General features: G+C 47.1%; 21 protein-coding genes and 1 other RNA gene. 10 read left to right on the top strand and 12 right to left on the bottom strand.

The window, feature by feature from the left end; all coding sequences use genetic code 11:
* Nucleotides 1-50 precede the first annotated feature (50 nt).
* Entirely contained in the window at nucleotides 51-500 is a 450-nt protein-coding gene (locus E6W40_RS04560; RefSeq protein WP_246073053.1) for a M67 family metallopeptidase, read from the top strand.
* Here E6W40_RS04560 and E6W40_RS04555 read toward each other — a convergent pair.
* The 3 genes from E6W40_RS04555 to E6W40_RS04545 all read right to left on the bottom strand — a co-directional run bounded on the left by E6W40_RS04555 (nucleotide 487) and on the right by E6W40_RS04545 (nucleotide 3,811).
* Nucleotides 487-1,227: an exonuclease domain-containing protein gene (locus E6W40_RS04555; RefSeq protein ID WP_136604396.1), complete on the bottom strand. Its 741-nt coding sequence runs from the start codon at nucleotides 1,225-1,227 to the stop codon at nucleotides 487-489. The two genes, E6W40_RS04560 and E6W40_RS04555, sit on opposite strands and share 14 nt — an antisense overlap.
* Nucleotides 1,224-2,303 carry a DUF294 nucleotidyltransferase-like domain-containing protein gene (locus tag E6W40_RS04550; RefSeq protein ID WP_136604395.1) on the bottom strand — a complete coding sequence of 360 codons (1,080 nt, stop codon included), beginning with the start codon at nucleotides 2,301-2,303 and terminating at the stop codon, nucleotides 1,224-1,226. Before E6W40_RS04550 ends, E6W40_RS04555 begins: the two co-directional genes overlap by 4 nt.
* 68 nt (nucleotides 2,304-2,371) lie before the next feature.
* Entirely contained in the window at nucleotides 2,372-3,811 is a 1,440-nt protein-coding gene (locus E6W40_RS04545) for an ammonium transporter (RefSeq protein WP_136604394.1), read from the bottom strand.
* A gap of 286 nt (nucleotides 3,812-4,097) precedes the next feature.
* Between E6W40_RS04545 and E6W40_RS04540 the strand changes: the two genes are divergently transcribed.
* Both E6W40_RS04540 and E6W40_RS04535 read left to right on the top strand, forming a co-directional pair.
* Nucleotides 4,098-4,547 (top strand): MerR family transcriptional regulator, encoded by a 450-nt coding sequence (locus E6W40_RS04540; protein ID WP_246072872.1) that lies wholly within the window; start codon nucleotides 4,098-4,100, stop codon nucleotides 4,545-4,547.
* Between the two features lie 50 nt (nucleotides 4,548-4,597).
* On the top strand, nucleotides 4,598-5,272 hold the full coding sequence (locus E6W40_RS04535; RefSeq protein WP_136604393.1) for a zinc metallopeptidase: 675 nt from the start codon (nucleotides 4,598-4,600) through the stop codon (nucleotides 5,270-5,272).
* Between the two features lie 31 nt (nucleotides 5,273-5,303).
* Here E6W40_RS04535 and gltC read toward each other — a convergent pair whose 3' ends face one another.
* Nucleotides 5,304-6,233 carry a glutamate biosynthesis transcriptional regulator GltC gene (gltC, locus tag E6W40_RS04530; protein WP_136604392.1) on the bottom strand — a complete coding sequence of 310 codons (930 nt, stop codon included), beginning with the start codon at nucleotides 6,231-6,233 and terminating at the stop codon, nucleotides 5,304-5,306.
* 130 nt (nucleotides 6,234-6,363) lie between these two features.
* Nucleotides 6,364-6,993, bottom strand: a complete 630-nt coding sequence (locus tag E6W40_RS04525) for a rhomboid family intramembrane serine protease (RefSeq protein ID WP_136604391.1) — start codon at nucleotides 6,991-6,993, stop codon at nucleotides 6,364-6,366.
* A 179-nt stretch (nucleotides 6,994-7,172) separates the two neighbouring features.
* Between E6W40_RS04525 and tpx the strand changes: the two genes are divergently transcribed.
* Nucleotides 7,173-7,691: a thiol peroxidase gene (gene tpx, locus E6W40_RS04520; protein ID WP_136604390.1), complete on the top strand. Its 519-nt coding sequence runs from the start codon at nucleotides 7,173-7,175 to the stop codon at nucleotides 7,689-7,691.
* A 164-nt stretch (nucleotides 7,692-7,855) separates the two neighbouring features.
* On the opposite strand, the gene E6W40_RS04515 is transcribed toward tpx, so the two are convergent.
* The 3 genes from E6W40_RS04515 to E6W40_RS04505 all read right to left on the bottom strand — a co-directional run bounded on the left by E6W40_RS04515 (nucleotide 7,856) and on the right by E6W40_RS04505 (nucleotide 9,471).
* A complete protein-coding gene (locus tag E6W40_RS04515; protein ID WP_136604389.1) occupies nucleotides 7,856-8,248 on the bottom strand; it encodes a DUF1499 domain-containing protein in 393 nt (130 codons plus the stop codon).
* 159 nt (nucleotides 8,249-8,407) lie between these two features.
* Nucleotides 8,408-8,598, bottom strand: a non-coding RNA gene (gene ssrS / locus E6W40_RS04510) — 6S RNA.
* Nucleotides 8,599-8,670: 72 nt separating this feature from the next.
* Nucleotides 8,671-9,471 (bottom strand): YesL family protein, encoded by an 801-nt coding sequence (locus E6W40_RS04505; protein ID WP_136604388.1) that lies wholly within the window; start codon nucleotides 9,469-9,471, stop codon nucleotides 8,671-8,673.
* Between the two features lie 175 nt (nucleotides 9,472-9,646).
* On the opposite strand from E6W40_RS04505, the gene E6W40_RS04500 reads away from it, so the two are divergent.
* A complete protein-coding gene (locus E6W40_RS04500) occupies nucleotides 9,647-9,763 on the top strand; it encodes a sporulation protein YjcZ (protein ID WP_136604387.1) in 117 nt (38 codons plus the stop codon).
* A gap of 110 nt (nucleotides 9,764-9,873) precedes the next feature.
* On the opposite strand, the gene cshA is transcribed toward E6W40_RS04500, so the two are convergent.
* Nucleotides 9,874-11,481: a degradosome RNA helicase CshA gene (cshA, locus tag E6W40_RS04495; RefSeq protein WP_136604386.1), complete on the bottom strand. Its 1,608-nt coding sequence runs from the start codon at nucleotides 11,479-11,481 to the stop codon at nucleotides 9,874-9,876.
* Nucleotides 11,482-11,814: 333 nt separating this feature from the next.
* Between cshA and E6W40_RS04490 the strand changes: the two genes are divergently transcribed.
* From E6W40_RS04490 to E6W40_RS04475, 4 genes are all read left to right on the top strand, one after another.
* A complete protein-coding gene (locus E6W40_RS04490) occupies nucleotides 11,815-12,639 on the top strand; it encodes a YitT family protein (protein ID WP_246072871.1) in 825 nt (274 codons plus the stop codon).
* A 188-nt stretch (nucleotides 12,640-12,827) separates the two neighbouring features.
* The gene (locus E6W40_RS04485; protein ID WP_246072869.1) at nucleotides 12,828-13,016 is read left to right on the top strand and encodes a hypothetical protein; all 189 of its coding nucleotides are present in this window, start codon (nucleotides 12,828-12,830) and stop codon (nucleotides 13,014-13,016) included.
* Between the two features lie 328 nt (nucleotides 13,017-13,344).
* Nucleotides 13,345-14,520 (top strand): putative glycoside hydrolase, encoded by a 1,176-nt coding sequence (locus tag E6W40_RS04480; protein WP_136604384.1) that lies wholly within the window; start codon nucleotides 13,345-13,347, stop codon nucleotides 14,518-14,520.
* A 192-nt stretch (nucleotides 14,521-14,712) separates the two neighbouring features.
* The gene (locus tag E6W40_RS04475) at nucleotides 14,713-16,077 is read left to right on the top strand and encodes an MATE family efflux transporter (RefSeq protein WP_136604383.1); all 1,365 of its coding nucleotides are present in this window, start codon (nucleotides 14,713-14,715) and stop codon (nucleotides 16,075-16,077) included.
* Between the two features lie 73 nt (nucleotides 16,078-16,150).
* Here the strand turns inward: E6W40_RS04475 and pfkA are convergent, their stop codons facing one another.
* Both pfkA and E6W40_RS04465 read right to left on the bottom strand, forming a co-directional pair.
* Nucleotides 16,151-17,119 carry a 6-phosphofructokinase gene (gene pfkA / locus E6W40_RS04470; protein WP_136604382.1) on the bottom strand — a complete coding sequence of 323 codons (969 nt, stop codon included), beginning with the start codon at nucleotides 17,117-17,119 and terminating at the stop codon, nucleotides 16,151-16,153.
* A gap of 19 nt (nucleotides 17,120-17,138) precedes the next feature.
* Nucleotides 17,139-18,170 (bottom strand): tetraprenyl-beta-curcumene synthase family protein, encoded by a 1,032-nt coding sequence (locus E6W40_RS04465; protein WP_136606825.1) that lies wholly within the window; start codon nucleotides 18,168-18,170, stop codon nucleotides 17,139-17,141.
* Between the two features lie 306 nt (nucleotides 18,171-18,476).
* Here E6W40_RS04465 and E6W40_RS04460 point away from each other — a divergent pair, with 306 nt between their 5' ends.
* Nucleotides 18,477-19,127 carry a lysoplasmalogenase gene (locus E6W40_RS04460; RefSeq protein WP_136604381.1) on the top strand — a complete coding sequence of 217 codons (651 nt, stop codon included), beginning with the start codon at nucleotides 18,477-18,479 and terminating at the stop codon, nucleotides 19,125-19,127.
* Between the two features lie 116 nt (nucleotides 19,128-19,243).
* Here the strand turns inward: E6W40_RS04460 and E6W40_RS04455 are convergent, their stop codons facing one another.
* Nucleotides 19,244-19,441 carry a cold shock domain-containing protein gene (locus E6W40_RS04455; RefSeq protein ID WP_127599896.1) on the bottom strand — a complete coding sequence of 66 codons (198 nt, stop codon included), beginning with the start codon at nucleotides 19,439-19,441 and terminating at the stop codon, nucleotides 19,244-19,246.
* Nucleotides 19,442-19,462 lie beyond the last annotated feature (21 nt).

The raw sequence follows: 19,462 nt of genomic DNA, 5'->3' as shown, positions 1-19,462 counted from the left end.
CCTCTGCTACTTAGCAGAGGCCATACGAGAGGGGAGAACTACGGTTGACAGTGCCTCATGGAACCAGGCAAGAAATTTCGCTCAGCGCCTTGTGCGGAAGGCAGATAGCCGAGCATCTGTTTCTCCGATTACCATATGAAGCCTGCGGTGTATTGCGGGGTAAAGCTACAGCGGGCGGCATGCGGATCGATACCTTCGTTCCAATGCGCAACGTAGCGCCTGACCCGCTGCACCGTTTTGTCCTACATCCCGAGGATTGGATAAAAGAATGCTTGCGGAGTGATGGCCTCATCGGCCTTTTCCATTCCCATCCCCACTCACTGCCCTTTCCCTCCGAAGAGGATCTGCAGCAGCTGCCTCTATTCGCGGATCTGCTCAGGATCTATATGATCGGCAGTCCGGACGAGACGAATGAGAAAGTACAGTTAAACGGGTATTCTATCTTGAAAGGAATGGATGGTCTGTACACGCTGCAGCCTGCAATGGTTAAGCATGGCTGAGACAGGCATATAGATCACCCAGCGTATCGGCCATTCTGCTCTCTGCAATTTCCTTAAGATATGAAGTCCAGAGCTGAGCCGTCATCTTCGCATCTTCTAGCGCATGATGTCTTCCTTCAATCGGAATGCCCTTCCCTGACAACAACGAGTCCAGCGAATAGCTCTGACGGTTAGGGTCCAGCCATCGTGCGATCATCATCGTATCAATGAGGCGATGACTGAGATTAACCTTGGATGTTTTCCAGAGAGCTGCATTCAGAAATGATTTATCATGCGCACTGGCATGAGCTACCAACACCCTGTCTCCGATAAAATTCATGAAATCATGCAGACCGCTAATGAGGGGCGGCGCCTGATCAATCATCGGCTGCGTAATGCCTGTCAGCTCGGTGATATGCCCGGGTACCGGCCGTTTGGCTTGAACCAGCGTGTAAAATTGTTCTTTTTCCATGATGTATTCGCCGTCTGCCTTCAGCGCCCCAATAGATAGTATTTCATCCCCTTGCTGAACATGAAACCCGGTGGTCTCCAAGTCGAAAATGACCGTTTTAAGCTTATGCAGTGGTGTATGAAGCGTTTCCGGTCTGCGCTGTTCTCTCATCAGAGAGCGGATAAAGGCCATCTGCTGAGCTGAGGTACCTCCCATTACGGATGATATCGCAGATGGTACCCCTCCCTGGCGCAGCATGCTCCAGAAGCCGCCATTTCCGCGCTCCGGTGTTCTCATGACCTTCTCCTCTCAGCAAACCGCAGACGTCTCTGCAGCGCCCGATGAGTGCGCCTCACGGTCGTAAGGCTATCTCGAAGGTTATACAGCAGCGGTTTTTTCTTCAACTCGGACTGCGGCAGGTATCCACTGCTGGAGTAAACGCCGTTCTTTACAGTAAAGCTAGCCGCTGCGCGGAGCGTCAAAGCTGTCAGAAAAGCACGCTGGCAGTTTTCAAACAGCATGTTCCCCCCATCAAGCAAAGATAATTTTTCCAGACGCTTCAGCGTGGATGTCTCGCCAATTCCTTCCTGTAAAGCCATGTACCGGATACTGTTCACCAGCGGGATATACACACCATATTTCACATCGAAATCCCCGGCATGCTCTCCAAAACGTTCGGTTACTACCTGTCCAAGAACATTCAGCGTCGCCTTATGCCTGACGGTATTCCTCAAAATAGCTGTCGCCATCTCAGGGGATTCATTCATGCTGCGTTCAAAAAACTGTTTCCATGCCAAGACAAGCGGACGTTCTCCCGAAATAAATCGCATATCCGAAGCAATCATCAGGTTGCGAACAGGTTCCCAGCTGAAATCCTGATGCCAGCATGTCATTTGCTGCTTCCATTCCCCTAGCGTTTGGCGCCATAGCGGCTCGGAGCACATGACTTTTCCTTTGCATTTTTCATATCCCAAATATTCCAGCAAATTGGACAGATGACGTCCAAATGTGTGAAAGTACATCTCCTTTTCTTCGTGGGCTTCGTCACTGATGATCAGTCCGTTATCCTGGTCACTCCAAAGTGTGGATTCACGGCGTCCAGAGCTTCCAAATACCACAAAAGCATAAGGAACAGGGGGCGGGCCGTAACCCGCCGCTTCCAGTTCATATTCACATATCGCCGCAGCTCTGGCTGCAACATCATCATGCATGTCATTCACAAGCGAGGTCCAGGCCTCAATCGGCAGAAGTGTATACAGATGCTCCAGCTGCGTTTGGCATACCTGTCGTTTATTTCTCAATTGTTCACGCGAAGCTGCATATCTGATGCCTTCCAAATCCGGCTCTCGTTCAGCGTATTTCATCGGCTCCATCGCTGCACCTCCCTGTCAAACCACTGCTGGAGCTTATGATTTAATGTAGCATTTCGGGATATCCTCAATTAAAACGATTCGTTTGTTCCAACTGCAGGTTTGACGGATGAGAGCTCAGGTCCAGTCTTTACTGAAGCAGCATCGGCAATCAGCTTCATTTGCTCCGGATAACCGTATGTGCCGTGCTCACTGATATCCAGACCCATCATTTCCTCTTCCTCCGATACGCGGATACCCATCGTTACTTTCATAATACCGATAATAATGAACGAGATAACGAAAACGAAGACGAATGCTCCCAAAACACCCAGAAGCTGAACACCAAGCTGTTCAAGTCCGCCTCCATAGAAGAGCCCAGGTTTACCTACACCTGTTGTTTCTACCAGTTTAGGAGTTGCAAACAAGCCCGTGGAGATGGCACCCCAGATTCCAGCAATACCATGCACGGAGAAAGCGTAAATCGGATCGTCAATTCCCGCTCTTTCGAACCATTGTGCAGTAAAGAAGGTTACAATACCTGCGACTGCGCCGATGACTACGGCAGCCCATGCATCCACGAAAGCACAAGAGCCTGTGATGGCCACGAGTGCAGCCAGTACGCCATTCAGCATGCTTGGAATATCTGCCTTGCCGAATACAGCCCAGGAAATCAACAGGGCGGCGATGGCGCCCGCCGCAACCGCAATATTGGTCGTAAGTGCTACATAACCGAAGAAACCATCCATCATCGCCGACAGCGTGCTTCCAGGGTTAAATCCGAACCAACCAATCCAGAGAATAAAGACGCCAAGGACCGACAAGACCTGATTGTGACCCGGAATGCTGTTGGGCTTTCCATCCTTATTGTATTTACCAAGCCGCGGTTTGAGCATATAGGTAATAACCAGGGCTGCTGTAGCTCCAGTCAGATGCACGACTGTAGAGCCTGCGAAGTCCTGCATTCCCAGCTGTCCAAGCCAGCCGCCGCCCCATACCCAATGCGCCACAACCGGATAAATCACCATCATAAACAATGCACCGAAAACGATATATACACTCAGCTTGGCACGTTCGGCCATCCCGCCGCAGGCAATCGCAAGCGATACAGCCGCGAAGGAAAGCTGGAATAAAAACTTAACTGAAAGGGAGACATCGGATGCCGAGAGGGCATCAAACGATTTGGCCATGGCATCACCTGTCATGAAGAAGCCGGTCGTTCCGAACAGACTGTTGCCATTACCGAACCCAAGCCCGAATCCGAAAGCCCAGAATACGATAATGGATATTCCCAGCGTCAATACGGTCTTACCCGCAATATGACCTGCATTCTTCATCCGCACCGAGCCGGCTTCCAGTAACGCGAAACCTGCCTGCATGAAAAATACGAGCATGGCTGCCATGAATACAAAGAAGGTATTGAGTCCCGCTTGCAGCTGTACATTCGTCGGCCCATCGTCCGCAAACACCGTAGCCGGAAAAGCCATTAATGCAAGAAATGCCAAAGCACCGCCGAACCACTTTCTTTTCATACTCCCCACTCCTCTTTAATGTTAGTTTACTTAACACATAACGAAATTATTAATCACATTATAAGCAAAAGGGAATGAAAATGACAAGACTATTTTCGTAAAATAAGTTTGTGTAACTTGTCTTTACATTAATTGTAATATAATAAAGCGTGACGTTTGACTGTATGGTTAAACTTCATGTATCATATTTGCATAAATCTCATATTAAAATGAGTTACATAGATTGAACTGTAGTTGTCTTAGGTCTTTAGTTCACTCTATACAAAATCGTATATTTTCCGGTGAGGTGATTTTAGATGGGGATATAAAGCTGTATCGTATCGGTGAATTGGCTAAAGCTGGAGGTGTCAGCGAACGAACGATTGATTATTACACCAAACTGGGGCTCATTTCTCCTGAAAAGCGGACTCTTAAAAATTATCGTTTGTACAGCCATGAAACCTTACTCCGTCTCCAACGTATTAATGATTTGAAACAAGAGAAATATACTCTGGAAGAGATACGGCAAACGCTTGACAAGTGGGATGCGGGACCTGAAGTCCATCAGGTTTCCGACAAGCTTACCTACCTGGAACTGCATATGCAGCAGCTTGAACGCGAGGTAAATGAGCTCAGCCCCCTTATCCAAAAGATGAAACCCGGGCAAGCTCGCCATCTGCTGCTGAATTTGCTGCCACAGGGAGCGGCATGCATAGAAGCAATCAGACTCTTCCTTGAGCAGGGGCCTACACTTTAGCAGGTCTCATCATAACGGGTATCATTTTATGACAAGCAGGAGGGTGTAACATGGGAATGTATATTCTAATTATTATTGCATTCGGATTTTCCTTGTGGGCTCAATTCCGGGTCCAGGGAACATTTAAAAAGTGGTCTGATGTACCGGCAACCAGCGGTATGACCGGTTATGATGCAGCGCGGCATATGCTCGACAGCAACGGCCTGCATGATATTCCGATCGAACCGGTAAGAGGCGCATTATCTGATCACTACGATCCGATCAACCGTGTTGTCCGTTTGTCTGAGCCGGTCTACTATGAAAGCTCAATTTCAGCCATCTCAGTAGCCTGCCACGAGATCGGACACGCAATCCAGCATAAGCAGCATTATCCAATGCTCGTGCTTCGCCACCGGATCTTCCCGGTCGTGAATTTCGCTTCAGGAATCGCTCCTCTGCTAATTATCGCAGGCTTTTTGTTTCAATGGATGGGGCTGCTTGGTATCGGGATTATCTTCTTCTCCGTCGCCGTAGCCTTCCAGCTCATTACCCTGCCTGTCGAGTTTAATGCGAGCAATCGTGCACGGGACATCATGGTATCCGAAGGTTATATCTCCAATGATGAGGAAAGAGGCGTCGCCAAGGTTCTGAACGCTGCCGCGCTTACCTATGTGGCCGCCGCCCTGATCTCCGTTCTGGAGCTGCTCCGCTATATTATGATTTTCACGAACAGCAATCGCGACTAAGATTCTCACAAAGAAAAAACACCCTGATCGGTTAAGAACCGACCGGGGTGTTTTTTTGATTTCCATTTTGTTGTTGCAGTCCGAAATAGCTAAGCAGAAAGGAGCGAAAGGCTTGCGCAACCCGCGGCAGCTTGTCATCGGAACGGTGTATCAGCCCAATGGTGCGTGTCACCTTTGGTTCCGAGATACTTACTCTCGCCGGCTGCAAGGGATTCGTCTGGAACAAAGCCATCTCCGGTAAAATACTGACGCCCATACCGGCAGCCACCAGCCCGCGGATGGTATCTGTCTCCTCCCCTTCAAAAGCGATTTTCGGAGTAAAGCCGGCCTCAAGACAGGCATGCCAAACAATCGGCCGCAAGGAATATCCTTTGCTGAACAGAACGAATTTGTCTTCCTTCAGCTGATTCAGAGTAATACTCTCTTCCCCGGCAAGCGGATGATTCGGAGGCAGAATCGCGTAAAGCTCCTCTGTCAGCATAATTTCGCCTTCGACCTGCTCATGCTTCTCCGGGAACGGAGAAATAAAAGCCAGATCAACTTCTGCGGAGATCACATCCCGAATTAATGAAGGAAACATACCTTGCTTGAATCTGAACTTCACGTTCGGATACCGCCGCTTGAACTCAGAAACGACCGACGGGATAAGATGGATACCCAAACTGTGCGGAAAACCAATCCGAATCTCTCCCTGCTCCGGGTCCAAAAATTCATGAACCTCTAAGACAGCCTTATCCAGATCCTTCAGAATGCTGTCCACCCGTTTACAGAACAATTGTCCTACTGGCGTCAACTGCAGGTTTCTGCCCTTTTGCATAAACAATTGGACTCCCAGTTCTTCCTCCAGCTGATGAATCTGGCGGCTAACCGCCGACTGGGCCACATGCAGCTCCTCCGCCGCCTGGGTGACATGCTCTTTCTGCGCTACCTTCAAAAAATACTGCAACTGTCTTAATTCCACCTGTTACTCGCTCCATTCTGCTTTTACGCTATCCGCTGTATAAAATGAATTAAAGTTTAATCTTCCTTCTCCTTGAATTCATTAGAATACAGGAGATGACTTCACTCATTCTTTAGTTCAATTCATGTCGTTATGACCGTTTAATCCGTTTCTTCACAATTCTTGCCATTAACCCATAAATAAAGAATCCGCCGACGAGTCCACCCAGATGGGCCATCCAGTTGATGTTCATCCCCGGTGATACCAGGGAGAAGATGATACCGAACAGCAGAAGGGCATACACCGTTTTTCGTGAGGCATCATCCATCCAATTCCGCTGCAGCAAGGCAATGTACAGAAACGCCCCGTAGACGCCGTAGATTGCTCCTGACGCTCCGATCGTAATCAGCGTCTCTCCAATCCGGTTGTAATGCGCCACGGACAGGATATTGCCAATTACGCCGCTGAGCAGATACAATAATGCATATCTCCAGGCTCCCAGAAGCCGCTCGAGCGGCGGAGCAAACACAAGGATCGCAAAATCATTAAACAAAAGATGCGAAAAGCCCCCATGCAGGAACATGGATGATACATACCTCCACCACTCGTTGTACCCGTCAACATTGGTCAGAGCTCCGAACTTGACGAGCGTTTGATTGTTTGAGGCGCCCCCATTAAAAGCCAGGATAAGAAACATAATGATATTAGCCACAAATAATATCGTCGTTATGGGATAATATCTTAAATAACTTTTCCAGTTTTCATAGCGTACAAATAACATGTTACACTTCCTTTGCTTTACCTAGTCAGGATTTGCGCCAATCTTGAATGATCGCTCACCTTGTTTTTGCAAAAACCACTGGTAAACCAAGCAAACAGATTGGACAATGCCTTTTTAAAAAGATTATAATGATCCTTGGCACGATTCACCAATTTCCAATTACCGAAAGGAGAATCATCATGGCACAAGAACGTACAGGCGTTGCTACTTTTAAAGGCAATCCGCTTACATTGGTGGGACCACAGCTTCAAGCAGGCGACCAGGCTCCGGATTTTACCGTCAGCAAAAATTTGGTTGAACAAGCTTCTCTTCAGGATTTTGCAGGCAAAATCAAATTGATTAGCGTCGTTCCATCCCTCGATACCGGCGTTTGTGACGCACAAACACGCCGCTTTAACGAAGAAGCAGGAGCTCTGGGAGACGAAGTCATCGTATTGACCATCAGCGCCGATCTTCCGTTTGCACAGGCACGTTGGTGCGGTGCAGCCGGCGTAGACCGCGTGGTCACTCTCTCCGATCACAATGATATGTCCTTCGGACAGGCCTACGGAGTCCTGATCAAGGAATTCCGTCTGGACATGCGCTCCATTTTCGTTGTCGATAAGAACGACAAAATCACTTACGTGGAGTATCTGCCTGAAATGACAGAACATCCGGATTATGAAAAAGCGATAGCCGCTGTGAAGGAACTGCTCTAGAGCTTTCCCTATCGGTAGTATATGCTTTAAACCGCTTTAGCAAAATCAAACTGAAAATTTTATCAAGAGATCAGGGAAGCTGATTCGTGAAGCGTACGGCTTTCTGATTCCTTAAAAAAAGCGGGAGAAAGAGCCTTGTCCTTTCTCTCGCTTTTCCATTCATATTATTGGTTCGTTTTGTATTTAGCCAACTTCTTGTCGAGTGCTGAAAACAGATTCAATATAATGCGGTAGTTCGCACCCAGATCTCCCATAGAGCCTCTGGAAGCCGAGTACATGTCAACTGCGCTGCGTACCGGACCAACCGACAACACGGATACCGTGATATCTACCGTGCGTCCGAAAGACGTTCTTTTCTCCAGCGTAATCTCTCCGACGGAAGAAACCTCATGAAGCACCTTATATCCGGGAATCTTCTTCAGTGTCGAGGATATTTCCTCCCATGCCTTGTCTTTCGATAAATTGTAATAGCGCGTCTTCATCTTAGGATCTTTCGCCCGGTCGCTTGTACCCTCCTGGCTACGAACGATCCCCACTAGAACTCTCTTTAACGACAAGACCTTTCCCCCTTTGTAGTAAGCATCATCAATACTTAACAGTGTATCATTGTTAGGGGCAGAACAAAAGAGTAAGTAGGGTAAAATGTCCCGTTATAGACAAAAAACACCCCAATTTCCGGAGATCTTCCGCAAATGGAGTGTCTTGTAAATTTAATAAGGAAACCCGCCTATGCCGTCCGATTAAATTGTCTTCTGAACCTGCTTGAGCAGGTGGGTGACCTCGGATGCGCTTTTGAAGTCCCCATGTCATGTAGACAGGGCTTTTCAGCTGCGCTTCGTAATGATCTCCCTAGACATTATCATTGGTTCAAAACAACGATTAACCGTGGCGAACATCGCAGGATGTAGTCTTATTATAGACCCATTTTATCAGAATGTAAATGTTGCTGGAGAATATTCCACAATGATTGGATATCCTGTTAGTCTTTTTTAACCGCTTCCTTATTCCATGAATCATCATCCGGTTCAGCTTGCGAATCCCCTTCAAGCGCAGCCGCTTCCTGCTCCTCCAGCTCCTTCTGCTTGATACGTTCAGCCTGCTCCTGCATCTTGGTGAACGTCGCGTAGAAGTTGAAGAATGCCCAGAAGGCGATCAAACTACCGCCAAAGAAGAAGATCAATGCCGGATACTTGGAGCCTACAAACAGCACGACAGCACTTCCGAGAACCGTCGTTATGACACGCAGCGGCCGTATAATTGTGATCAGAACCGCATTTTTCAGGATTTGCAGGATTCCCATATGATAATGCACAATCATCGAAAAGAAATTAAATAATGATATGAACAGTACAATCAGCAAAATCAACATCACAATACCGATGATCTGCAGATTGCTGAACTGCGTCATATAAACGGTATAATCGACCAGCATGATAACCAGCAGAAGTACGTAGAATACGCCGCCGATCATGCTTTGCTTGTAATTTTCCTTATAGGACCTAAAAAACATGCTGAAGATTTTCACGTCGGTATCGCCCATCACCCATTTGCGTACAACCGCAAAAAGTGCGGCCGTGGCCGGGAACAATGTAAACGGTGCCACGATACCCATGGCCCAGTTCATTTGAAGCGATTCATTTGCACCGGTTACCAACATTTTGGTTACCAGGAAAAAGAAAAACGGGGACGAACATAACATCCAGAGAATGTTACTGTAAGCAAAGCGGGTAATCCATTCTGTAATTCTGTAAATACCGCCCATTGCACCTTTAAATTCCAAGAAAAAGCCTCCTCCTCCACTTTCATGCCTGTACATAATAATATACCGCATTTTAGCCTTAGATTGCCAGAGCCTAATTTCCGGGATATGGGTAAAGGTCTATACCACTAGTCATCCCTCCTCATAAGATACACAGTAACCCAAAGGAAACAAACACTTAAGGAGGTAATTCTAAATGTCTAACGTTGGCGGATACGGTTATGGTGCCGGTATGGGTATGTGGGGTTCCACTGGAGCGATACTGGTATTGTTCATCTTGCTGGTCATCATCACCCGCGCATTCATTTTCTAATTGAAGGACGAAGAGCAATATGCCCTCTAGAGAATTAGGTTCATCATATGAATAAAAAAGAGACGAAGTGTGCTGTGCACACTTCGTCTCTTTTCATCTATTCAATCGTTTTATTTATTGTAGGAATCATCACGTTTGGAAGGGCGTCTTCCTTCACCGCTGCTCGTGCGGGGTTTGCGGTCTCCATAAGAAGATGATGATGACGATGAAGTTTCACTGCGGCCGCCGCTGGTGCTGCGGTTGTATCCGCCACGTCCACCGTTATCACGGTCACGGTTATATCCGCCTCTTCCGTTACCACCACTGCTGTTACCGCCGCGGAATCCACCGTAGTTGCCGGAAGGCTTGCGACCGTTGCGCAGATCAGGTTTGCCGCCATTGTTGTAGCGACGTTTCACACGGATCGGATCCTCTGGAGTCAGTTGGATTTCGGAATCGCGTTTCTCGCCTGTCAGCATTTTCATCGCAGCAGAGAGAAGCTGTACGGAATCGTACTGTTCAAGCAGCTGGATAGCTAGACCTTTATATTCGTTAAGCTCGCCAGATTCAATCGTCTCCATCAGGCGTTCAGCAATAATCCGTTGTTTTCCTTCAATAGCCTCAGCCAGTGTAGGAAGCGGTTTGCGTGTAATACGGTGACGCGTAACACGTTCAATCAGGTGCAGATGATCAATTTCACGAGGCGTTACGAAGGACCATGCAGTACCCTCTTTACCCGCGCGGCCTGTACGGCCGATACGGTGAACATAGCTTTCAGGATCCTGTGGAAGGTCAAAGTTCACAACGTGAGTCACGCCGGATACGTCGAGACCACGTGCAGCAACGTCGGTTGCTACCAAGACATCAATGCTTCCGTCACGGAATTTGCGCATTACAGTATCACGCTGGTTCTGAGACAAGTCACCATGAAGGCCGTCAGCAGAATATCCGCGTTTTTGCAAAGCTTCGGAAAGCTCATCAACACGGCGCTTAGTACGTCCGAACACGATTGCAAGCTCAGGAGATTCCATATCGATCAGACGGCAAAGGGCTTCGAATTTTTGACGTTCAGGCACTTCAATATATGCTTGGTCAATCAGCGGTGCGCTGACCTGTTTAGGTACAACAGATACATGTTCTGGATTTTTCAAAAATTGCTGAGCCAGTCTTTGAATGTTTGGCGGCATTGTTGCGGAGAAGAGCATCGTTTGGCGTTCTTCCGGAACCAGCTTCAGGATGGATTGGATATCCTCCATAAAGCCCATGTCCAGCATTTCATCAGCTTCGTCCAAGATAACTGTTTCGACGTCGTCAAGGCGAATGGTTTTGCGGTTGATATGGTCAAGCAAACGACCTGGTGTACCGATGATGATTTGTGGTTTTTTCTTCAATGCGCGAATTTGACGGCCGATATCCTGACCACCGTAGATTGGAAGCGAGCCAATACCTTTGAAGCGTGTCAGCTTTCCGATCTCTTCTGCAACCTGGATGGCAAGCTCACGGGTCGGTGTCATAATCAGCGCTACGATTTTATCCGTATCCTTGGAAATTTTGTTGATCAAAGGGATACCAAAAGCTGCAGTTTTACCTGTTCCGGTCTGTGCTTGGCCGATCATATCGCGTCCGGACATGGCAATCGGAATCGATTGCGCCTGGATCGGTGTAGCTTCCTCAAATCCAAGCTCTGTGATGGCCTGGAGAACCTTTGGTTCAAGGCCTAATTCTGCGAAATTTTTCAAAATATTCATACTCCTTCTATATAGTGGACATTCCACAATCTTGTCTGTATTCTTAAGTAGCGGTAAACATTATATAGGTTAGCCAATCTTCAAAAATAATTGCATGGCTTATATTCTCTATAGCGTTTATCCAGGGCAAAAACAGCCTACAGATTTTAGTAAACGGTAATTTTTCTCCTGAAACAATGTTAGAATAATACTATTGTACAAGCCTACTCAAGAACATCTAATACATTATATCACAAATCAAAATACAAAAACCAGCGACTTAGAAACAAAGGTGAAATCCCCCTTTATCAAACTACATTACATATGAAATAGAGGTGTAACATTTTGCGGCTCAACAATATCTGGAAATATCTTGTAGTCATCCTAGGCGCCGCGTTAATCGCTTGCGGGTTCAATCTTTTTCTGGTTCCCCATCAGCTCCTCAGCGGAGGCGTATCCGGCCTATCCATGCTAGTGAATTATTTTACACCCGTGGATCTCAGTATTTTGTACTTTGTATTTAATGTACCTATTCTGGCTGCAGGCTGGTTCATGCTGGGCAAACGCTTTATTGTGCTCAGCATTTTGTCGGTTGTGGCAACCACATGGTTTATCGCCATTGTTCCGGTAAATGCTCTGGCCTCGGATTCGCTGTTGGCGTCAGTGTTTGGAGGCGTCCTGGTCGGTGTCGGTGCAGGCATTTCTTTCAGGGCAGGAGGATCATCAGGCGGTTTTGACATCGCCGGCTCCATCGTTACACGTTATCGTGATTTTCCTGTCGGCAACGTGCTTGTTGCAATGAACGGACTCGTTATCCTCGCGGCAGGCTATTTGCAGAATGACTGGAATCTCGCCTTGGCCTCCATGGTATCGATTTTTGTGACGGGCAAAGTCGTTGATATGATTCATGTCAGTCATTTCAAGGTAACGGTTTACATTATCACCAATGAAACTGAAGCAATTCTAGCCCAACTGCTCGAACGGCCCCGCGGCGTAACCAAAATCAAAACCGAAGGTGCATTTTCCCATGAGGCAAAGGATATGCTGATGACGGTGACCACACGTTATGAGCTTCAGGAGCTGAAGCGGATCATCAAGCAGACGGACCCGAAAGCTTTTGTCAATATCGTCGAAACGGTCGGCGTAATGGGCTCCTTCCGCAGAAGCTGATTTTTAGGACCACCGTGTAAAAAAGATGTGTTTTGTGGTATATTAATGGTGCGCGGTTCCTACATTAGTTCCATGAGATTAGGATTGATCCGGTTTTTCCTGGCACTTAAACGCTTTTCCGATTCTCCTTGGCTTTAGAGTATTCGTCTTATAATGAATCTCGAGAGGAAAGGGTGATTTTTGTGGAAATGGAAACGGTAAAATTGTCCCAAATCGTCATGAAGTGGTTTCCCGATATGATGCCTTTCTTAAAGCACAATGAGTTGAATTCACTCATTGTACTACGGGACGGACTCGGTATTCTGGAACAAAATGATGCCATGGAGATTATTCAGTACAGTATCTGTGAACATCAAAGCTCTGCGCCTCTCCAATAATGAAAGCTGCTTGGTAACACAATGATTAATCATGCCGTCCGTTTTTCAGTCCCTGTATCATACTGAAAAGCAGGCGGCATTTTTGTTTCTTCCTATGTTCGCAAAATTGTAAAAATCTTGCCAATCCCTTGCTGCATATGTATTTACCTAGGATACAGGCAAAGCTACATCATATATATCGGGTTTAATCACGTGTCGATCCGTTTAAAGACAAGGAGGGTTGTCACTATACGCAGAATTCCGCCAAATTGTTACAAACCTGTTGTTTTTAAGCTAATTTGTTCTTATATAATCATAATGTGAACGCTAACAAGGGAGAGAAATGTTTATGAATATCATCTGGGCTCTGCTGATGATTCTGGGCAGCAGTGCTGCTCATCATCCGCAGAACGACAATCATCAAGTTGCAAAAATTATCGAGTCTTCCATTAATTCAGCCATCATCGCTTCTCAGCAAAAAGACGTGGCAGTAAGTGCGGATCATCCGCCCGCCAAAGTAGATCCCCAGCTGAGCGCTCCCAAGGTAAAAGGTGTGTACGTGACTGCATACAGCGCCGGAGGCTCCAGGATGACCCAGCTTCTCGATTTGCTGGACAATACGGACCTGAACTCGATGGTAATCGATATTAAGGATGACGCCGGATACATAACTTATAAGACGGACAACCCCGACTTAATCAAAAAGGGCAATCCACAACCCTTTATCCATGACATTAACGGACTAATGGACCGTCTGAAAAAACATAATGTTTATCCGATTGCACGCGTCGTCGTATTTAAAGATACGGTTCTTGCCAAAAAACGTCCTGATCTTTCTTTTGTTAAGAGCGATGGAACCGTATGGAAAAACGGCAAAGGCGATAGCTTCGTGAATCCGTTCAGCAAAGAAGTTTGGGATTACAACATCGAAATTGCCAAAGAAGCGGCCAAGCTTGGGTTTAAGGAAATTCAATTCGATTACGTTCGCTTTCCGGAAGGATTCGAGAAACGTGCTGATTCGCTGAAATACATCAAAAATGGCAAATCCCGTGTCGATACCGTAGCCGAATTCGTCCAATACGCCCGTAAACAGCTGACACCACTCGGAATACGCGTATCGGTCGATATCTTCGGTTATGCGGCATCCGTACCGGCTGCCGAGGGGATTGGACAAGACTTCAATAAAATTTCCGAGAACGTGGATGTCATTAGCCCGATGGTTTATCCAAGCCACTACACCACAGGCTGGTTTGGAGCGAAGGATCCGGATAAAGAACCGTATAAAACGATCAAAGGCTCGATGACCGACACTTTCAAGAAACTGACTCCGCTCGCGGATCAAAAACCGATTGTGCGCCCATGGATTCAGGACTTTACCGCCAGTTGGCTTGGCAGCGGGCACTACGTCAAGTATGGTAAGGCTGAAGTTGAAGAGCAGATTCGCGCCTTAAAGGATATGAATATTGATGAATACCTGCTATGGAATGCAACCAATCGCTACTCCCAGGGTGTAAATTATAAATAACCGATTTTCTACACCGCCATATGAAAACCCGGCTGACAAAGCCGGGTTTTCTCGTGTTACGAAAAGAAATCATACTTTCACACGCATTGTAAGGTTTTTCGGAGTTATCCCTGTTCAAATGCGAGCTTATGTTCTACAATAAACTACTATCACGATGATGTGAGAATTTAATTACTGCGAGGCCTGCCTGCTATGAAACAAACCTTAACTCTGCAACAAAAATCAAAACAGTTTCTGGTTATACTACTGCCCATTTTGATTACCCAGATTGCCCTTTCTGCAATTACCTTTTTTGATACGAACATGTCGGGTAAAGCCAACTCCACCGATCTGGCCGGCGTCGCCATAGGCTCCAGCCTGTGGATACCGCTGCAAACCGGACTAAGCGGAATACTGATGGGCATGACTCCCATTGTTTCCCATCTCATGGGAGGTGGCCAGACGAAAAAAGTAGCTTACCATGTCATGCAGGGATTATGGCTTGCACTTCTGCTGGCCGTAGCTATTCTTGCGCTGGGAAGTCTACTGCTTCCAACAATTCTGGACAGCATGAATCTGGATGCTGATGTCCGCATCATTGCATTCCGCTTTCTGAGTTATCTGTCGATTGGCATTATTCCGATGTTCGGATATACGGTACTTCGAAGCTATATTGACGCTCTTGGTCAAACGAGGATTTCCATGTTGGTTACGCTGATATCGCTACCGATCAATATCTTTTTGAACTACCTGCTCATCTTCGGCAACTGGGGATTTCCGCGTCTCGGCGGCGCCGGTGCAGGCATTGCTTCCGCCATCACCTATTGGTGCGTTTTTATTATTGCGGTCGTCTTCGTCACACGGCTCAAGCGCTTTGCAGACTTCGGTCTTTTCCGAGCTTTTCACGGTGTTTCCTTAAAGGTATGGAAGGATCTTCTGAAAATCGGAGTGCCAATCGGCTTTTCCATTTTCTTTGAAACAGCCGTCTTTGCCGCCGTTACATTGTTGATGAGCCGCTTCGATACGCTCACCATCGCTGCGCATCAAGCAGCCATGAATTTCGCCACAACGCTGTACATGATTCCACTTAGCATCAGCATGGCGCTGACCATACTCGTTGGCTTTGAAAAAGGTTCGGGCCGGCTGAAGGATGCGCGGCAGTACAGCATTCTTGGCATCCTGTCCGCAGTGGCTTTATCGCTTGTGACAGCTGTCGTATTGCTTGTGGCGGGCAAATACGTGGCAGGTCTCTACTCCGACGAAAGCAACGTCATCACACTGACACAGCATTTTCTGATCTATGCGATATTCTTCCAAATATCTGATGCCATTGCGACGCCCGTTCAAGGTGCCCTGCGTGGATACAAAGACGTAAACCCGGCCTTTATCATTACCTTTATTTCATACTGGGTCATCGGCCTTCCTGTAGGATATCTGCTGGCCACCAACACATCGCTTGATGCTTATGGATTCTGGATCGGGCTGATCACCGGACTTGCAGTCGGTGCCACACTTCTTCTCGGAAGACTGGTTAAAGTCCAGCGGAAGAATCAAGGTGTATCTGACTCAGCCGCGTAGAATGTTAAACTCAAAAAAGCCTTGCAGAGAAATTCACTGCAAGGCTTTTGCTTTAACTTATGAGGACATCTGATTATTGAGAAAGCCGGGATGCCAATTCATAGATTTCCATATTAAACTCTTTTTTACTGTTAACCACCTTGTCAATATCCGTAAGAACAAGCTCACCTTTAATGATGCCGCATGCTTTATCAGACTCGCCTTCAATAAGCTTGCGCACTGCAAAATCTCCAAGACGGCTGGCAAGATTCCGGTCAGCAGGCGTCGGCGTGCCGCCGCGCTGGATATGACCGAGCACCGTAACACGCGGCTCGAGCGTCGGACAGCGGTCTGTGAGTGCTTTGGCCACATCTTCACCGCTTCCTACACCTTCAGCAACGATAACGATACTATGGCGTTTGCCCAGAGCAAAATTCTGTTTCATCCGTTCTGTAATCTCGTCCATGTCATGCGGAACCTCAGGCACGAGAATCGTCTCCGCTCCGGAAGCGAGACCTGCGTATAGAGCAATATCACCGCAATGTCTACCCATAACCTCAACGATCGAGGAACGTTCATGAGAGGACATCGTATCGCGAAGCTTGTTCACAGCATCCACGACAATGCTCACGGCAGTATCAAAGCCAATCGTAAAGTCCGTAAAAGAAATGTCATTGTCAATCGTACCCGGCAGCGCCATGGTCTTAATCCCGAGTTTACTCAGCTTATTCGCACCATGGTAGGAACCGTCGCCGCCAATAACAACAAGGCCATCGATACCGTGCTTACGCAGAATCTCAGCACCCTTTTCCTGACCCTCTGATGTCATAAACTCCTTGCAGCGTGCCGACTGTAAAACGGTTCCCCCGCGCTGGATGATATCACCTACACTGCGCAGATCCATAGAGAAAATATCATCATTTAAGAGTCCTTGGTAACCACGCTGAATGCCATATACTTCAAGGCCGAAGTAAAGTCCGCTGCGAACAACCGCGCGAACCGCCGCGTTCATCCCTTGGGAATCCCCGCCACTGGTTAGTACTGCAATCTTTTTCACTGTCATGAAAAATTCCTCCTCGTAATCACTCATACAAATGTTTGCGGATCCAGCGGCTGTTGACGAAAAAGAAGAGCCTGGTCAGCGGGCTTCCCTTCATCAAGCGTCTGGACACGGAGCGAACCTCCTGCTGCTCGCTGACTTTCGGATCGGACAAATAGATTGCCAGTAGTCCCTCAATGATCATCCGGTGAAACGGCGGCACGGGAATGGATAATACATCCTTGCGCGCCGATTCCACAATCAAGGCAATCCGGTCCAGCATGACTTCGGGAGATTCATAATAATTGCAAAAATTAAGGTCTCCGCCAAGCCGATCCTCTTCCTGATCAATCAGGTAATCCAGCATAATGTGCAGACAGCAAACATGTGGAAAATATGACGCATGAATGGAGGCCGCAGCCGTATCGTTCAAGTGCCTGTCACTCGCGGCAAGGAACAGCATAAATACGCCCAGTGTCGAGCCAGTGGCTGCAGCGAATTCATTCCACTGAAGATGGGGCGTCCGTTCACGGTGAAGCTCCCACCAATCCAGCAGCGCCTGCTCCCTTAATTCGGGCTTAATATGCTTGTAGACCTGCAGGTCGGTATACAGGCCCGCTAAATCCCGGATGTAAGGCATAGCAGCTGAATAGCCTGGAAGCTGACGGATACAGCTCTGGCAGGTCATCACCAGGTTTCTGAGATAACCTCCGTCATTTTGCTCCTCACGCAGCGCATAATAATTTACCGGTTCTGCTTCCGGATCGATGGCATCCAGCATGGATTGATGAAGAAGCCTGAAATCATCTTGATCCATGGAGGTACTGCGATCGCATAAATTATCCAGATAGTCGCTGATCGTCTGATAGGCAACAATCAGCTTGATCAGAACAAGCCTGTCCGGCAAAGGGACAGCAGCATATATACCACCGCCTTCACAATGAAACTGCTTGGTTTCAATGCTGGCAAGTGCCTGCTTTCGAAGCTCCGGATCAGGAATCTGGGCTGCCGCCCTGCGCCATCCGTCCAATGCCTTCCGTACTTCAGGCAGAATATGCTTATACACTCGTCCCATTAAGCTTATAGGGTTCCGGGGAACTTGATATTGACTTTGCCCATTTTCATTCAAGACGGTGCCTCCACATTGTTGTCTACTTGTATCTATCCTAATGCTCTTTATTATAATATGGACCATAAAATAGCACAAATAAACTAGATCACGTCATGGAAGGTCTGCGCCTGTAATACATTATTATGAAAGGGGTTACATCACCTTGGACACTAGGTGTAAGCGTTCCCATAAATAAAAAAGGATTCTTTTCTCTTCTTCTAGAATATATTTAAAATTTGACAGATTTCAGAGCCCAAGGAGGACTAAAGTATGATAAAACGACTGCTACCCATTATTATTCTGATCATGGGACTGCTGTATATTTTCCTGCTGCACAGCATGTTGTTCAAACTCATCCCTATGTGTTTGATTCTGATTTACGCTTATTTGCGTATGCCTGCCTTCAAAAAAGGATACGCTTTGCTGGTATTGCCAGGGCTCTTCTTCTGCATGCTGGGAGACGGTCTTTTACACTGGTTTTTGATTGGTCTCTCCGCTTTTCTCATAGGACATCTATTCTACCTTTCTGCATTTATTACCCGGTGGAGGTTCTCCTTCATCCGCTTGTTCTCTGTTGTTCCCATTGCTTGTTTTGCAGGCTTTATGGGCTGGAGGCTGCTTCAGGGACTGGAGAACGGTGGCAATGCAGGTATGGCTGTTCCTGTCCTTATGTATTTGATTGTGATCTCATTGATGGGCTTCTTTGCCGTCATGTCAGGCAATCTGTCGGCCAGCTTCGGCGCACTCCTGTTCATCGCTTCCGATTCCATTTTGTCCTGGAATATGTTTATCTCCGATATCTCACATTCAGGCGTTTTGATCATGACAACCTATTATGCTGCTCAGTTTCTCATTGCAAGCAGTGTCCGGAATAAGCCCGCGTTTTCTGACCTTGGGAACGAAAAAAGAACGGGGCTTTAGGCATAATTTCCGCTCTTCAAAAATGACACAAAAAAGCACAGTTCTCATCAAGAACTGTGCTTTTATAGGCTTTTTAATTAACCAAAGCTATAAGAAATCCGTTAAAGGAGTCGATCTTATAATTTAGTTACGTTTGCAGCTTGAGGGCCACGGTTGCCTTCAGTGATTTCGAATTCAACTTCTTGACCTTCGTCCAAAGTTTTGAAGCCGTCTCCTTGAATTGCGGAGAAATGTACGAATACGTCCTCGCCGCCTTCAACTTGAATAAAGCCATAGCCTTTTTCTGCGTTAAACCATTTAACTGTACCTTTCAAATGAACAACCTCCTAAAAATA

Source organism: Paenibacillus dokdonensis (genome assembly GCF_004916975.1).
GTDB classification, from domain to species: Bacteria; Bacillota; Bacilli; order Paenibacillales; family Paenibacillaceae; genus Paenibacillus_AQ; species Paenibacillus_AQ dokdonensis.
The sequence above is the reverse complement of the archived record's forward strand: the minus strand, read 5'-3'. Positions and strand labels throughout refer to the sequence as shown.

Coding starts and splice junctions, on each gene's coding strand:
- E6W40_RS04475 (WP_136604383.1), top strand. CDS start 14,713: ATGAAACAAACCTTAACTCTGCAACAAAAATCAAAACAGTTTCTGGTT.
- tpx (WP_136604390.1), top strand. CDS start 7,173: ATGGCACAAGAACGTACAGGCGTTGCTACTTTTAAAGGCAATCCGCTT.
- E6W40_RS04465 (WP_136606825.1), bottom strand. CDS start 18,170: ATGGGACGAGTGTATAAGCATATTCTGCCTGAAGTACGGAAGGCATTG.
- E6W40_RS04535 (WP_136604393.1), top strand. CDS start 4,598: ATGGGAATGTATATTCTAATTATTATTGCATTCGGATTTTCCTTGTGG.
- E6W40_RS04500 (WP_136604387.1), top strand. CDS start 9,647: ATGTCTAACGTTGGCGGATACGGTTATGGTGCCGGTATGGGTATGTGG.
- E6W40_RS04550 (WP_136604395.1), bottom strand. CDS start 2,303: ATGGAGCCGATGAAATACGCTGAACGAGAGCCGGATTTGGAAGGCATC.
- pfkA (WP_136604382.1), bottom strand. CDS start 17,119: ATGACAGTGAAAAAGATTGCAGTACTAACCAGTGGCGGGGATTCCCAA.
- E6W40_RS04460 (WP_136604381.1), top strand. CDS start 18,477: ATGATAAAACGACTGCTACCCATTATTATTCTGATCATGGGACTGCTG.
- E6W40_RS04525 (WP_136604391.1), bottom strand. CDS start 6,993: ATGTTATTTGTACGCTATGAAAACTGGAAAAGTTATTTAAGATATTAT.
- E6W40_RS04555 (WP_136604396.1), bottom strand. CDS start 1,227: ATGAGAACACCGGAGCGCGGAAATGGCGGCTTCTGGAGCATGCTGCGC.
- E6W40_RS04485 (WP_246072869.1), top strand. CDS start 12,828: ATGGAAACGGTAAAATTGTCCCAAATCGTCATGAAGTGGTTTCCCGAT.
- E6W40_RS04480 (WP_136604384.1), top strand. CDS start 13,345: ATGAATATCATCTGGGCTCTGCTGATGATTCTGGGCAGCAGTGCTGCT.
- E6W40_RS04545 (WP_136604394.1), bottom strand. CDS start 3,811: ATGAAAAGAAAGTGGTTCGGCGGTGCTTTGGCATTTCTTGCATTAATG.